The organism is Dietzia sp. ANT_WB102, assembly GCF_008369165.1.
Lineage (GTDB): Bacteria > Actinomycetota > Actinomycetes > Mycobacteriales > Mycobacteriaceae > Dietzia.
The window spans coordinates 41,334-55,612 of the sequence record NZ_VOBA01000002.1 but is presented as its reverse complement, the minus strand read 5'-3'; the positions used below and the strand labels follow the sequence as shown (position 1 = coordinate 55,612).

The following is a 14,279-nucleotide window of genomic DNA, read 5'->3' as shown; positions in this document are numbered from 1 at the left end:
CCACCGGGAACTGGCGGTACCGGAGCAGGTCAGGGCCGGACGGACAGGTCGACCTTCTGGAAACTCTTGACGTCCGAGTATCCGCACTTAGCCATCGCGCGACGTAGACCGCCCATGAGGTTCCGGGTCCCGTCGGGGATGCTCGTCGGCCCCTCGAGGAGCTCCACCAGAGGAGCCAACGCCGTTTCGTCCTCGATCTCCGTGACAAGTCCGCGCGGCACGTTGGGATGCGCCGCCACGGAGTTCCAGTAAACCCCACGACCCGGCGATTGCAGCGCTCCGGCCAACAGTGGGCCGAGCACGACAGCGTCCGCGCCACACGCGATCGCCCGCGCGATGTCGCCGGAAGTGTAGATGTCCCCGTCTGCGAGGACGTGGACATATCGGCCCCCCGTCTCGTCGAGGTAGTCGCGGCGCGCGGCGGCCGCATCCGCGATCGCCGTGGCCATGTGGACCTCCATACCGAGAACCGGCCCAGTCGTGGTGACCCCGTCGGCACCCCCGTACCCCACGATCACGCCAGCGGCGCCGGTGCGCATGAGGTGTAGTGCGGTCTTGTAGTCCACGACGCCGCCGGCGATTACCGGGACATCCAGACCGCCGATGAACTCCTTGAGGTTCAACGGGGCGTCTTCGCCACTGACGTGCTCGGCCGAGATGATCGTGCCCTGCACGACCAGTAGATCGATTCCGGCCGCGACGAGTCCCGGGGTGAGGTCGCGCGCGTGCTGCGGCGAGACTCGCACCGCGACCGTCGCTCCCCCGTCGCGGATACGGCTCACCGCGGCGGCGAGCAACTCACGGTCGACCGGCGCCCGGTGCAGCTCCTGTAGCCGCGCCAAGGCCCGGTGTCCGGTCACGTCCTCCAATGCGAGCTCCCGCAACTCGTCGATCACGGCCTCGGGGTCGGCGTGACGAGCCCAGAGCCCCTCACCGTTGAGCACGGCCAGCCCGCCGAGTCCGGAGAACTCCACCGCCGAGGACGGAGAGACCACGGCATCGGTCGGGTGGGTCATCACCGGGATGTCCATCTGGTAGGCGTCGATCTGCCAGGATGTGGACACCTCCTTGGAGCTACGTGTCCGGCGGGAGGGGACGAGGTCCACCTCGCCCAGTCCGTACATCCGACGGGCCTCGCGGCCCAGACCGATCTCGACAACGTTGCGCACGCTACTTCAGTCCTTGACGTTGTAGTTGGGAGCCTCGACCGTCATCTGGATCGCGTGCGGGTGGCTCTCCCTGAGCCCCGCCGCCGTGATCTGGACGAACTGGGAACGGTTCATCTCCGGGATGGTGGCCGCTCCGGTGTACCCCATCCCGGCTCGCAGGCCACCGGCGAGCTGATGGAGCACCTGGGCGACGTCGCCCCGGTACGGGACCCGCCCCTCGATCCCCTCGGGAACCAGCTTCTCCTCGGACAGGACGTCGTCCTGGAAGTAGCGGTCCTTAGAGAACGACTTCTCCTGCCCGGGCTTGCCGCGCCCGCGCATCGCGCCCAGAGAGCCCATTCCGCGGTAAACCTTGTACTGCTTGCCGTCGACGAAGATCAGCTCACCCGGCGACTCGGTGCAGCCCGCGAGCAGCGACCCGAACATGCAGGCCGACGCGCCGGCGGCGATCGCCTTGGCCACGTCACCGGAGTACTGCATTCCACCGTCCGCGATGACGGGGATCCCCGCGGCCTGCGCGGCCACCGAGGCCTCGAGGATCGCGGTGATCTGGGGGGCTCCCACACCAGCGACCACCCGGGTGGTGCAGATCGAGCCGGGGCCGATCCCTACCTTGATGGCATCGGCACCCGCATCGATCATCGCCTGCGCGGCGCCGCGGGTGGCGAGGTTGCCGCCGATCACCTGCACGCGGTCGCCGAGCTCACGCTTGACTCGCGCGACCATGTCGAGAGCATTGCGATTGTGGGCGTGGGCGGTGTCGACCACCAGTGCGTCCACCCCGGCGTCGGTGAGGGCACCGGCACGCTGCCAGGCGTCGTCCCCGGTCCCGATGGCGGCCGCCACGCGCAGTCGGCCATCCGAGTCCTTTGTGGCGTCGGGGTGCTTCTCGGTCTTGACGAAGTCCTTGACCGTGATGAGACCGGTCAGACGCCCGTCGCCGTCGACGATCGGTAGCTTCTCGATCTTGTGTCGGCGTAGCAGCCCGAGCGCCGCTTCCGCGGTGACACCTTCGCGCGCGACAACCAGAGGGGCCCGGGTCATGACCTCGTCGACCCGCCGGGACTTGTCCATCTCGAACCGCATGTCACGGTTGGTGATGATGCCGACCAACTCGCCGCGTTCATCGGTCACCGGCAGCCCGGAGATGCGGTAACGGGCGCACTTCTCGTCCACCTCGGCGAGAGTGTCGCTGGGCGCACAGGTCACCGGGTCCGTGACCATGCCAGCCTCGGACCGCTTGACGGTCTCGACCTGGGCGGCCTGGTCTCCCACGGACAGGTTGCGGTGCAGCACGCCGATACCGCCCTGGCGGGCCATGGCGATCGCCATCCGGGCCTCCGTCACCGTGTCCATCGCGGACGAGATCAACGGGACGCGGAGGGTGATCTCGCGGGTCAACTGCGTACTGGTGTCGACCTCGCTGGGGACCACCTCGGACGCGGCCGGAAGTAGGAGAACGTCGTCGAACGTCAGGCCCACCATCGCGACCTTGGTCGGGTCGTCGCCGCCGGTACGCACGGGGCCATTCGACTCGCTCATCTGCCGTCCTCCTGTGGGTCGTCTCAGTGCTGCCTCTTGAGGATAGTGGTTCCGGTGGCCGTGGCCCGAACCGTCGCCCCGTGAGACCGTGGTCACGGGTACGGTGGGGGCGTGAACGATCCCCTACGGCACGGAATGCCGCCCGACCCGTTCGCCGGCGATCCGGATGATCCGGCCGCGGAACTGGCCGAACTCGACCCCGTTGACGACGGCTTGCCCGCAGGTCCCCTCGACGACGACGAACGGCGGGCGATAGAGGAGGACCTCGCGGACCTCGCGGAGTTCCGCCGCTTGCTGGCCCCGATCGGGGTGAAGGGTGTCGCGGTCCAGTGCGACGATTGCGCCGAGGACCACTATCACGAGTGGGACATGCTCCGCGCCAATCTCATGCAACTTCTCGAGGACGGCTCGTTGCTGCCGCATGAGCCTGCCTTCGACCCCATCCCGGACGACTACGTCACGTGGGAGTACTGCCGCGGTTACGCGGATGCCGCCCGGGCAGTGCGCCCGCGTCGGCTGAACTGGCGCCGCTGACCTCGACAGACTGATCCCCGTCCCTCTCCCAGGGGCGGGGATCACGTCGTTCACCACTCATGCGAGGCAACGGCCGTCACCGCGGAAACCGGGCCCAGGGGCCGCGCAGATCCCCGCGATCACTTGGTCGGCGCGACCGACGGCGGGGTCTGCCGGGGAGTGGTCGGCGCCGGCTGCGTAGGGGTGGGAACCTGGGTCACCGTGGTGCGGATCGGAGGCGGCGCCGGGGTAGTCCCGTCGTCATTCGCGTCCTGATGGTGGCGTCCCGTCGTGGGCGACAGGAAATCCTGGAGCCGCTGGGTGTCGATCGGAATCTGGAGCGTTGTGGAGATCCGCAGCCCATCCAGCGGGAGCGGGATTACGGGCATTCCCTGTGGCGGCGGGGGAATCAAGTTGGAGGGTAGCGGATTCGGCACGCCCGGTACGAGTGTCGCCGCGCCCGGGGCGGGAGCGGGCGACGGGGCTGGCACCGGTGCCGGTGCGGGCGACGGGACGGCGCTCGGCGTCACCCGGCTGAGATCGCGTTTGATGGCATCGCGCCGCTTCATCAACTCGACCCGCTCGGAAGCGTCAGAGACCTCATCGAGCCGCTCGCTCACCTCCGCGAGCAGTCGTTCGGCCTCGTCCGTATCCCCTTCACGGGCGGCGAGATCAGCGGCCGTGAGGTACTCACTGAGATCGTTGACGAGCTCGACGTTTCCGGCACGATCGGAGAACATCGTCTTGGAGACCCCCCAGAGCGGGTCACCTGGCATCGCACTGTGAGCGGCGACGGACAGTCCGCCGACTATCACGGCGGCCACGGCGGCCGCACCGATCACCGCCTGCCACAGTGCCGGCCGCTGGCCGTGATGTTGCCCACTCGACAGCGCGAACCTGCGCCGCGGCCACAGAGAGGAGACGTTCGGAGCGAGCGCCGCCTCGATCTCCTCGTCTCCCGGCAGCTCCGGCAGCTCGGCTGCGCTCACCTCGGCGCGCCAGTTCGCAAGCAGCGCGATCAGGGTCTCGTCGCCCTCGGGGCGGTCACCACGGCCGAGCGAATCGAGAAGTGCGTCGTCGCGGTTCAGTGCGAACCAGTCCACGTCATGCTCGGCGAGCGAGGCGTCATCGTCCCGGGTGCCGGGATCGACTTCGTCGTCGTTCATCGCCATCGCTCCTCTCCATCCTGCTCGATCCTCGCCCGGAGTTGCTTCATCGCCCGGTGTTGGGCGACCCGCACGGCTCCGGCCGTGCTGTCGACGATCTCCGCGGTCTCCTCAGCGGAGAGTCCGACCACGACACGCAGCCGGATTATCTCCCGCTGCTTCTCTGGCAGGGTGCCGAGGAGGCGGCTCACCGCTCTCGACACCTCGCCATCGAGGACGTAATCCTCCGGGCCCGTGTCGGTCGAGAGCACCTCGGGGAGGTACTCCACGGGATCGGACTTGTTCCGCGAGGCGCCACGATGGGCGTCCGCGACCTTGTGGGCCGCAATCCCGTACACGAAGGCCATGAAGGGACGTCCCTGGTCGCGGTACCCCGGCAGTGCCGAGAGAACCGCGATCAAAACTTCTTGAGCGACATCGTCAGCAGACAGGTTGACCCTCTCCGAGCCACCGACGCGGGAGCGGCAATACCGCACCACACCGGGTCGCACGAGTTCCAGCACCCGCGCAGCGGCGGTACGGTCACCCTTGACCGCATCGGCTACGGCGAGTTCCAACTCGTCTGCTGTACCTGTCATCGGATATCGGGGGCCCCGTGTTACACGGATGTGTTACGGGGCACGGCCTTTCTCTCGAGTCGCGACGGGTCCCACATCCCGGCCGTACGGCGACCGGTGTGGCTCGGGCCCAGAATAGGCATGTGACCCCTGTGCCGGGGGACTACTGGTGAGCGTCAAGCGTAACCGCTGCGGGTCACTCGGGACCACGCGACCGGCCCGGAACGGCCCACGGGCCCCGCGCTCCTTGGCGAGGAGTGCGGGGCCCGTGGGCGACCGAGATCAGTGCGAGTGGCCGGCGTGCGAATGCCCGCCGGTGCCCTTCTCCTCGGGCTTCTCGACGATCGCCGTCTCTGTCGTGAGGACCATCCGGGCCACCGAGCATGCGTTGACGACGGCCGAGGACGTCACCTTCACCGGGTCGATGATCCCGGCGGAGATCAGATCGCCGTACTCCCCCGTGGCGGCGTTGAACCCGTCACGCGGACCCATCTCGGAGACCTTGCTCACGACGACGGACCCGTCCTCACCGGCGTTCGCAGCGATCCAGAACAGCGGCGCGGACAGTGCCTTGCGCACCACGTTCACCCCGACGGCCTCGTCGGCGTCGGAGGTGTCGGCGGCGAGCCGCTCGAGGGCCGCGGCCGCCTGGACGAGTACGGAGCCACCGCCGGCGATGACGCCCTCCGCGACGGCCGCCTTGGCCGAGTTGACGGCGTCCTCGACGCGGAGCTTGCGCTCGGTCAGTTCGGTCTCGGTGGCCGCGCCCACGCGGATCACGGCGACACCTCCGGCGAGCTTGGCGATGCGCTCCTCGAGCTTCTCGCGGTCCCAGTCGGAGTCGGTGGCCTCGGCCTCACGGCGCAGCTGTGCGACGCGGGCGTCGACGTCCGCCTGGTCACCGGCACCGTCGACGATAATCGTCTCGTCCTTGGACACGGTCACCCGCCGTGCCTGACCGAGGACCTCCAACCCGCACTCGGACAGCTTCATTCCCAGGTCCGGACTGACGACCTGACCCTTGGTGATGATCGCCAGGTCCTCCTGGAAGGCCTTGCGGCGGTCACCGAAGAACGGGGCCTTGATCGCGACGACCTTGAGGGTCTTCCGGATCGAGTTGACCACCAGGGTCGACAGCGCCTCACCGTCGACGTCCTCGGCGATGATCAGCAGCGGCTTGCCGGTCTCGGCGACCTTCTCCAGGAGCGGAAGCAGATCCGGCAGGGAGCTGATCTTCTCGCGGTGGAGCAGGATGAGGACGTCTTCCTGGATGGCCTTCTGCTCGTCGGGGTCGGTGACGAAGTACGGCGAGAGGAAACCCTTGTCGAACGCGACGCCCTCGGTGACCGCCACCTCGGTGTGCAGCCCCTGCGACTCCTCGACCGAGACGACGCCGTTGACACCGACGGCGTCCATGGCCTCGGCGACCATGCGGCCGATCTCGGGATCACGCGAGGACACGGTCGCCACCTGGGCGACCGCGTCGGAGTCGGAGACCGGCGTCGCCGAGGACCGCAGGAACTCGACGACTGCGGCGGAAGCCTTGTCGATGCCCTTGCCCATCGCCATCGGGTTGGAACCGGCGGCCACGTTCCGCAGCCCCTGACGGATGAGCGCCTGCGCGAGCACGGTGGCGGTGGTGGTGCCGTCGCCGGCGACGTCGTTGGTCTTCGTGGCGACGCTCTTGACCAGCTGGGCACCGAGGTTCGCGAACGGCTCTTCGAGCTCGATCTCGCGGGCGATGGAGACGCCGTCGTTGGTGACGGTGGGCCCACCGAACGCCTTGGCGAGCACCACGTGGCGCCCCTTCGGACCGAGTGTGACCTTGACGGTGTTGGCGAGCTCGTCAACACCGGCGAGCATGCCCTTGCGGGCCTCCTCGTCGAATGCGATCAATTTGGACATTGATGGAACTCCTGGAGGGAAGTGGGTGGTCGTGACGGACGGATACCGCGAGGTGAGACACCTCCGCCCCGGCGGTGCCTGGCACTGGCCGGCGCCGCCGGGGCGGAGGTCAACAGCTCACGTCAGTCGATGACCGCGAGAACGTCACGCGAGGAGAGGATCAGGTACTCCTTGCCCTCGTACTTGATCTCGGTGCCGCCGTACTTCGAGTAGATGACCTTGTCCCCCTCCTTGATGTCCATGGGGATGCGGTCGCCGTCCTCGTCGAAGCGGCCCTTACCGACCGCGACGACGGTGCCCTCCTGGGGCTTCTCCTTGGCGGTGTCCGGGATGACGAGACCGGACGCCGTGGTGGTCTCGGCCTCAAGGGCCTCGACGAGAATCTTGTCCTCAAGCGGCTTGATCGCCACGATGATCCTCCCGTATGGGGTGTGGTCACCCGGATACCGGGCGACTCAGAGTGTGGTTCAACAGGTCGGGACGCCGGTGGGCGGCCCGTGGTTTATGTCCGACCCGGACTACCGCGTACACCGTCGCGGGTGGTGCCCTCGGAGCTCCGTGTCTATTGGCACTCTACACAGGCGAGTGCCAGCACTCAAGGAAACCGTGTGCGGGTGCACTACCGTCAGCGTTCGTCGCGAGACCGCGGCACGAATCGCAGGCGCATCCCTCGCGCTACGCGACCTGGGTGACCTGGACCGGCAACCCGGGGTCGGCCGCCACGGTCAGTGGACTGGGCGCGGCACCCGCGGCGAGCAGTGCTGAGGCGACCCCCACCACCATCGCGCCGTTGTCAGTACACAGCCGCGGCCGCGGGACACGTAGGGCCAGGCCCGCATCTGCACACCGCTGGGCGGCGAGTTCGCGCAGTCGCGAGTTGGCGGCGACCCCACCACCGATGAGCAGCGTGTCCACGCCCAGATCGGTGCAGGCCCGGACCGCCTTCACAGTGAGCACGTCGGCCACGGCCTCCTGGAAGGAAGCAGCGACGTCTGCCACCTCGAGTTCGTCTCCGTCACGCTCGGCTGCTTCGATGCGGCGCGCGACGGCGGTCTTGAGTCCGGAGAAGGAGAAGTCGTACCGTGCGTCCCGGGGGCCGGTCATCCCGCGCGGAAACGGGATCGCACGGGGATCCCCGACCCCGGCGAGTCGGTCGATCACCGGCCCGCCCGGGTACCCCAGGCCGAGAAGGCGGGCCACCTTGTCGTACGCCTCGCCGGCGGCGTCGTCGAGGGTCGAGCCGAGCTCGACGACCGGCTCGGCGAGAGAGCGCACGTGCAGCAGCTGGGTGTGCCCACCGGAGACAAGCAGGGCGACGCACTCGGTCAGCGGCCCGCCGTCGAACCCCGCGACCGCGACATGGCCGACGAGGTGGTTGACGGCGTAGAACGGAACCCCCCACGCGGCCGCGTAGGCCTTGGCCGCGGACGAGCCCACCAGCAACGCACCGGAAAGACCGGGCCCGATCGTCGCGGCGACGGCGTCCGGGCGCTCCACGCCGGCCTCGGCGAGGGCAGCGCGGACGGTGGGTACGAGCGCCTCGAGGTGCGCCCGGGAGGCGATCTCCGGCACCACACCGCCGAACCGGGCGTGCTCGGACATCGATGAGGCGACCACGTCGGACAGCAACTCGGCTCTACCGTCGTCGTCCACCCGAGCGACGGCGACGCCCGTCTCGTCGCATGAACTCTCTATCCCCATGACGGTCCTCACCGGCTTCTCCCCTTCGCTCCATCGCGCTCGCGACCGCCCACCGCTGGCCTCACCATGAGGTGCGCATCGGCCATGCTGGGTCGGTAGTACCGGGGCCGCAGCCCCACCACCTCGAATCCGTGGGTCTCGTACAGGGTGCGGGCCGGCACGTTGTCGGTCCGCACGTCCAGCACCACCGGCGCCATGTCGGCGTCCGCGACGTCGAGCATGCGGCGCAGCAGTGCGCGTCCGATCCCGCGTCCCTGAAAACTCGGATCGACCCCGATGGTGTGCACCTCGTATTCCCGGTCGCCCTCGGGCCCGAGCGCGGCGAGCACGGCATAGCCGACCAGGAGGTCGTCCACTCGCGCCGCGAAGCAGCTGTTGTGCCGCGATCCGATCTCCGACATCAGCGCCGCCGCCGACCACGGACCGTCGGCGGGGAACAGCACCCTCTCTAGTTCTGCACACCGCATGGCGTCGTCGGCGACGAGTTGGTCGTGGACGATGGCACCCGGGTGCGGACCGCTCATCGTCGAGCCCCCCGCAGCGCGGTCGAGGGCGCGACGTGCCGAGGCGGGATGGCGTCGGGTCGACGCAGGTAGAGCGGTTCTAGAGGAGTCGGGGGTGTCCCCGCGAGGAGGTCGGGGGCGGCCACGACGACGAGGCCGGCGGGATCGGGGGCGGACACGGCGACAATCCCGGGGGTGCTGTGCCGGGGTACGGCAGTGACCTCGCCAAGGCGCACAGGGTCGCCGGCCAGGTGGGCGACGCCGTCGACGTCGATCCCGGCGGCGGGCTCCACCGTCGGGCCCGCCGTGCGCGTGCCGTCGGCACGGTAGCGGGCGTGGTAGGACTCTCGGCGGCGGGCATCGGTGACGACGACGAGGTCGCCGGTCGCCCCGGCGGCGCGCGCGGTGGCCGCGAGCCCATCGAGCGAACACACCCCGTAGACCGGCCTGGAGATGGCGTCTGCGAACGCGGCGGCGGTGGCCATCCCCACGCGCAGTCCGGTGAACGGCCCCGGCCCCGTGCCTACGGCGACGGCGTCGATTTCGCCCGGCGTGAGGCCCGCCTCGGCGAGGCACTCGAGGATGTGTGGAGTGAGCAGTTCCGCGTGGGCGCGGCCGTCCTCGGTGACCCGGGTGGCAATGGTGTCGACCCGAGGGGCGCTCTCGCCGGGCACGAGTCTGCACACCCCCGCAGTGACGAAGGGGGTGGAGGTGTCTACGGCGAGGACGAGCACGAGGTCAGGGTACCGCCGGCCCGACCGAGGGGCCGGGCGAGCCGTCCCGGCGCCAGGTGGCCGTCCGGACGTCGGTGCCGTCGGGGCGGCGCAGGGTGACCAGCAGCGGGGACTCGACGAGGGAGTCCACGAACCCCGCGCCCCACTCGACCACCACCACGTCGCTGTCGAGTGCGGTGTCCAGGTCGAGGGACTCCAGTTGATCGGCCAGGTCACCGCTGGTCGGCTGTGGGCCGTCCGGGTCCTGGCCGCCGAGCAGCCGGTACGCGTCGACGTGGACCAACCCCGGGTCGCCGGGGGTCACCGGGGGGTGGCGGCGGGCGATGACGAAGGTCGGCGACGTGACGCGGCCCCGGACACCGAGCCCGGCCGCGATGCCGGTGGTCAGCGCGGTCTTGCCGGCGCCGAGGGGTCCGTCGAGGATCACCACGTCGCCGGCTCGGAGCAGTCCGGCGAGTTCCGCGCCCAGCGCGCGGGTGTCCTCCACCGTCGGCAGCACGCGCTCGCCGGGGACGCCGACCGTCACGTGGCCCTGTCCCGGTCGGTGGCACGGCGGCGGTCCCGGTCCCGAAACGCGATGATCGCGTCGGCCACCAGGTCCCCCAGCACCTCGGACACGTGGGCGGGCTCCTCGAGCATGACCATGTGGCCGGCGCCCGGGACGACCACGAACTCGGCGTCTGGCAGTTCTTCGGCGATGTCGACGGACCGGTCCAGCGGTGTGAGCAGGTCGCGGTCGCCGCACAAGACCGTCGTGCGCACGTCCCGCAGGACCGCCGCGGCGGCCGACTCGTCGTGCTGCGTCAGGGTCTCGAAGAAGTTGGCGATGGTCAGCACGTCCGTCGAGGCGATGAGCTTGTCCACGAACCGCGCGACTGTCGGACTCATCGAGGCCGGGTCACCGAACGAGCCTCCGTAGATGAACGGCGAGATAATCGCTCCGAGCGCCCGCCGGCCGTTGGTGAACATCCCGGGGCTGCGACCCGCGAACCCGGCCAGGCGCGCCACCGTCTTGTTGTCGAGCACTGCGCCGAGACCTGCCTCGGAGAGCTCCGCCATCGCGGTGGAGACCAATCCGACCCCCAGGACGCGCTCCCGCACCGTCTCCGGATGACGCGCAGAATACCCCATGACGGTCATCCCGCCCATGGAATGCCCGATCACCACGAGCGGACCTGCGGGTGCGGTCGCCGAAATGACCGTGTCGAGATCCCGGGACAACTGGTCGATGGTGGAATTGCGCCGCGAACTCATCCCACTGAGCCCGTGGCCGCGCTGGTCGTAGAAGATCATCCGGATCTCGGAACCGAACCGGTCCGCGAGGTGTCTGCGCTGGAAGTGCCAGGTGTCCATCGACAGGGTGTACCCGTGGACGAAGACGACGGTCATCGGCGCGTCGGTGGGCCCGGCCTCCCGGACCGCGAGCGGCACACCGTCAGAGGCGGCGACCATTGACCCACGGTCCACCCCGAGTTCCCACATGTCCTCGCCGGCCCACGGGTCGTTGGCGCGTCGACCGGGCAGCAGCGTGACCACTGAGCCGAGCGTCGCCGCGCCGAGTGCGCTCAGGCCCGCGCGCAGCCCACCGGGGGTTCGGATCTGGTCGTTTACGGCCTCGAGGTCCTCAGGCTCGCCCCCGACGACATCGGGCGGCCGGACCTCGATCGGTGTCCCGGCCGCAGACCGGCCCGGCCGTCTCGGCAGACGGAGTCGGGGCCTACCGCGACCACCGGGGACGTCCTCGTCCTCGTTCATCCCACGGCCTCCGGGCCGCTGCTGGGACCGTGTAAACCACGGAGCATGTGGTGCCGGCCGGCCCGGCCCCGCACCGCGGTGACCACCTCGTAGTGAATGGTGCCCAGCGTCCGCGCCCATTCCGCGGCCGTGGGGCCGCCGTCGGCCCCGTTCCCGAACAGCACCGCCGTGTCCCCCGCCCGTACCCGCGTGCCGGGCTCCGGTCCGAGGTCGACGACGAACTGGTCCATGCACACGCGACCGACGTTCGGGTAGCGACGCCCGCCGATCGTCACGTCCATCCTGCCCGAGAGCATCCGCCACACCCCGTCGGCGTAACCGGCGGCGATCAGGGCGACAGTGGTGTCGTGGGGCGCGTGCCACGTGTGCCCGTAGCTCACCCCCTGACCGGCGGACAGGCGTCGTACAAGGAGGACCTCGGCCGCGAACGTCATGGCCGGCACCAGGTCCACCTCGAGGTCCTCGACGGGGTTGAGCCCGTAGAGGGCGATCCCCGGGCGGACCATCTCGAAGCCGTCCCCGGGGCGGGTCAGTGTGGCCGCCGAGTTGGCATGGTGGTTGACCGGGCACTCCAGGCCTCGAGCGCGTGCCTGCGCCACGCACTCGTGCAGCAGCGTCACCTGCTGGTCGATCACCGGGTTGCCCGGGTCATCGGCGTGGGCGAAGTGCGCCATCAATCCCGTGACCTCAACGAGCCCTCCCGCGGTCGCGGACACTAGCCGTTCGAGAACCGCCGGCCAGTCTTCCAACGCGATGCCCGAACGGGCTAGGCCGGTATCGATCTTGGGAGTCACTCTCGCGCGGCGGCCGGAACGGCGGGCGGCCTCGAGGACGGTGTCCAGGTGGGCGGGGCTTGGGACGGCGAGGTCGATGTCGGATTCCAGTGCGGCGCGGACATCGTCAGAGGTCGAGTACAGCCAGGCCAGGATTTCGGCGTCGATGCCGGCCGACCTCAGCTGCTTCGCCTCTGCGATGGTGGTCACACCGAGGGCGTGCGCACCGCCGCGCAGGGCGGCCAGCGACACGGGAACGGCCCCGTGTCCGTAGGCGTCAGCCTTGACCACAGCCATGACTCGCGCTCCGCGCGCAGCCTGGACGAGGACGCGACTATTGTGCTCGATCGCGTCCAGATCGATCTCGGCGCGGCACGGCGCGGGGGGGACTACTGGGCCCATTCGGGCAATTCTGCCAAAGAAGACGGCCGGTGGGCGATGTGCGGCCCCCGCAGTGCCGAAATCGCCCTCGGAACTGCGGCCACCAGGTCAGAGGCACCGATCGGCGCACCCGCCGCCCCTTGCCGGTGCGCCGCCCGCCGCGCGGCCTCACCGTGCGCGGTGGCGGCCGCAACCGCAGCCCACGCGACCGCCCCTCCGGTCGCCGCGCCACTCGCGAGCAATGCGCCAACCATCCCGGACAGGACGTCTCCGGAACCGGCCGTCGCGGCCCACGAGGATCCGACATCCACGGCGAACGTCGTCTCGCCGTCGTCGACCATCGTGACCCGCCCCTTGAGCAGCACCGTCGCCTCGATCCCCCGGTCCCTCAACCCCGCCGTGAACCGACGAAGCGCGCCGGGCCGGTCCGCTCGATCCCACCCACCGGTGAGCCGGTCGAATTCGCCGGCGTGCGGGGTGAGCAGTATCGGCGCGGTGGCGCTGCGCAACAGGACCGGATGCGCGGCGACGCAGGTCAACGCGTCGGCGTCGAGCACGGTGGGCCGCCCCTTCGCCAGCACCGCGTCGATGTCGGCCACCGCGTCGGTCCCCGTCCCGCCACCGGGCCCGACCACCCACGCCTGTGCTGTGCCGGTCTCGGCAACCGTCGGGTGACACACCACCTCCGGCCGAACCGCGAGCACTGCCGCCGCCCCCGACCCCACGTAACGCACCATGCCAGAGGTCGCAGCCACGGCGGCAGACGCGCACAGCACGGCCGCCCCGGGGTACCGGTCGGATCCGGCGCGCACGGCCACCACACCCTGCGTGTACTTGTCGTCGGCCGGGCCCGGCACCGGCCAGGCGCGGCCCACCTCGGCCGATCCGGGCCGCGTTATCGTTCCGGGCCCCGCCGGAAGGTCGGCCAAGCCGATGTCCACCACCTCGACGCGGCCGCACACCGGCGAGGCGAGCAGGTGGGCGCGACGCAACACCCCGAAGGTCACGGTGAGCGCGGCCTGCACATGGGGTTCGTGGACGGTGCCGGTGTCAGCGTCGACGCCACTGGGCAGGTCCACCGCGATCAGCGGGACCCCGGCGGCCCGTAGCCGTGCCACCACCTCGGCCGCGGGCTCGCGCAGGGGCCCCGTCCCGGCCAACCCCACCACTCCGTCGACCGCGACGTCGGGCACGCGCCGGCCGCTCGCGCATACCTCGCCGGCGGGCACGATCCGGCCACCCGCCTGGCGGAGCGCGGCCAGCGCCCGCGGGTGTGCACGGCCCGGGTCGGTCAGGACCGCCTCGACCCGGCAGCCCCGTCTGCGTAGTGCCGCACCGGTGTACAGGGCGTCACCGCCGTTGTCTCCGCTGCCCACGACGAGCAGCACCGATCGACCGTAAACGCCGCCGGTGATCTCGCGCAGGAACACCGCAGTGTGGTACGCGACTCCCGCGGCGGCCCGACGCATCACCGCGTCCGGGTCCCCAGAGGCCTCGGTCGCAGACAGGAGGGGGCGCTCCGCCTCGCGGATCACCTCCACCGGGTACGCGCACCTCATGATCGTCCGGCCCGCTGGGGC

The 14,279-nt window shown here is 70.2% G+C and carries 14 protein-coding genes; 1 reads left to right on the top strand and 13 read right to left on the bottom strand.

The annotated features are described in order from the left end of the window. Positions 1 to 29: 29 nt before the first annotated feature. Positions 30 to 1,169: a GuaB3 family IMP dehydrogenase-related protein gene (locus tag FQ137_RS11940; RefSeq protein WP_149292861.1), complete on the bottom strand. Its 1,140-nt coding sequence runs from the start codon at positions 1,167 to 1,169 to the stop codon at positions 30 to 32. Positions 1,170 to 1,175: 6 nt separating this feature from the next. Then, positions 1,176 to 2,711: an IMP dehydrogenase gene (gene guaB, locus FQ137_RS11935; RefSeq protein WP_149292860.1), complete on the bottom strand. Its 1,536-nt coding sequence runs from the start codon at positions 2,709 to 2,711 to the stop codon at positions 1,176 to 1,178. Between the two features lie 111 nt (positions 2,712 to 2,822). On the opposite strand from guaB, the gene FQ137_RS11930 reads away from it, so the two are divergent. Then, positions 2,823 to 3,245 carry a DUF5319 domain-containing protein gene (locus FQ137_RS11930; RefSeq protein WP_370452393.1) on the top strand — a complete coding sequence of 141 codons (423 nt, stop codon included), beginning with the start codon at positions 2,823 to 2,825 and terminating at the stop codon, positions 3,243 to 3,245. 119 nt (positions 3,246 to 3,364) lie between these two features. Here the strand turns inward: FQ137_RS11930 and FQ137_RS11925 are convergent, their stop codons facing one another. From FQ137_RS11925 to FQ137_RS11875, 11 genes are all read right to left on the bottom strand, one after another. Then, on the bottom strand, positions 3,365 to 4,390 hold the full coding sequence (locus FQ137_RS11925) for a hypothetical protein (protein WP_255584197.1): 1,026 nt from the start codon (positions 4,388 to 4,390) through the stop codon (positions 3,365 to 3,367). Further along, entirely contained in the window at positions 4,387 to 4,968 is a 582-nt protein-coding gene (locus FQ137_RS11920; RefSeq protein WP_149292858.1) for a sigma-70 family RNA polymerase sigma factor, read from the bottom strand. The genes FQ137_RS11925 and FQ137_RS11920 overlap by 4 nt, the downstream gene beginning before the upstream one ends. A 261-nt stretch (positions 4,969 to 5,229) precedes the next feature. Further along, on the bottom strand, positions 5,230 to 6,852 hold the full coding sequence (gene groL, locus FQ137_RS11915) for a chaperonin GroEL (RefSeq protein ID WP_149292857.1): 1,623 nt from the start codon (positions 6,850 to 6,852) through the stop codon (positions 5,230 to 5,232). 122 nt (positions 6,853 to 6,974) lie between these two features. Next, positions 6,975 to 7,268 carry a co-chaperone GroES gene (groES, locus tag FQ137_RS11910; protein ID WP_188065060.1) on the bottom strand — a complete coding sequence of 98 codons (294 nt, stop codon included), beginning with the start codon at positions 7,266 to 7,268 and terminating at the stop codon, positions 6,975 to 6,977. A 259-nt stretch (positions 7,269 to 7,527) separates the two neighbouring features. Beyond that, positions 7,528 to 8,553: a tRNA (adenosine(37)-N6)-threonylcarbamoyltransferase complex transferase subunit TsaD gene (tsaD, locus tag FQ137_RS11905; protein ID WP_149293273.1), complete on the bottom strand. Its 1,026-nt coding sequence runs from the start codon at positions 8,551 to 8,553 to the stop codon at positions 7,528 to 7,530. An 8-nt stretch (positions 8,554 to 8,561) separates the two neighbouring features. Continuing rightward, the gene (rimI, locus tag FQ137_RS11900; protein WP_149292856.1) at positions 8,562 to 9,077 is read right to left on the bottom strand and encodes a ribosomal protein S18-alanine N-acetyltransferase; all 516 of its coding nucleotides are present in this window, start codon (positions 9,075 to 9,077) and stop codon (positions 8,562 to 8,564) included. Next, the gene (tsaB, locus tag FQ137_RS11895) at positions 9,074 to 9,790 is read right to left on the bottom strand and encodes a tRNA (adenosine(37)-N6)-threonylcarbamoyltransferase complex dimerization subunit type 1 TsaB (protein WP_149292855.1); all 717 of its coding nucleotides are present in this window, start codon (positions 9,788 to 9,790) and stop codon (positions 9,074 to 9,076) included. The genes rimI and tsaB overlap by 4 nt, the downstream gene beginning before the upstream one ends. 4 nt (positions 9,791 to 9,794) lie before the next feature. Continuing rightward, on the bottom strand, positions 9,795 to 10,316 hold the full coding sequence (locus tag FQ137_RS11890; protein ID WP_149292854.1) for a tRNA (adenosine(37)-N6)-threonylcarbamoyltransferase complex ATPase subunit type 1 TsaE: 522 nt from the start codon (positions 10,314 to 10,316) through the stop codon (positions 9,795 to 9,797). Continuing rightward, complete coding sequence (locus FQ137_RS11885) at positions 10,313 to 11,545, bottom strand: alpha/beta fold hydrolase (protein ID WP_149292853.1); 1,233 nt, start codon at positions 11,543 to 11,545, stop codon at positions 10,313 to 10,315. Before FQ137_RS11885 ends, FQ137_RS11890 begins: the two co-directional genes overlap by 4 nt. After that, positions 11,542 to 12,720 carry an alanine racemase gene (gene alr, locus FQ137_RS11880; RefSeq protein WP_149292852.1) on the bottom strand — a complete coding sequence of 393 codons (1,179 nt, stop codon included), beginning with the start codon at positions 12,718 to 12,720 and terminating at the stop codon, positions 11,542 to 11,544. The genes FQ137_RS11885 and alr overlap by 4 nt, the downstream gene beginning before the upstream one ends. After that, entirely contained in the window at positions 12,708 to 14,258 is a 1,551-nt protein-coding gene (locus tag FQ137_RS11875) for a bifunctional ADP-dependent NAD(P)H-hydrate dehydratase/NAD(P)H-hydrate epimerase (protein WP_149292851.1), read from the bottom strand. Before FQ137_RS11875 ends, alr begins: the two co-directional genes overlap by 13 nt. Positions 14,259 to 14,279 lie beyond the last annotated feature (21 nt).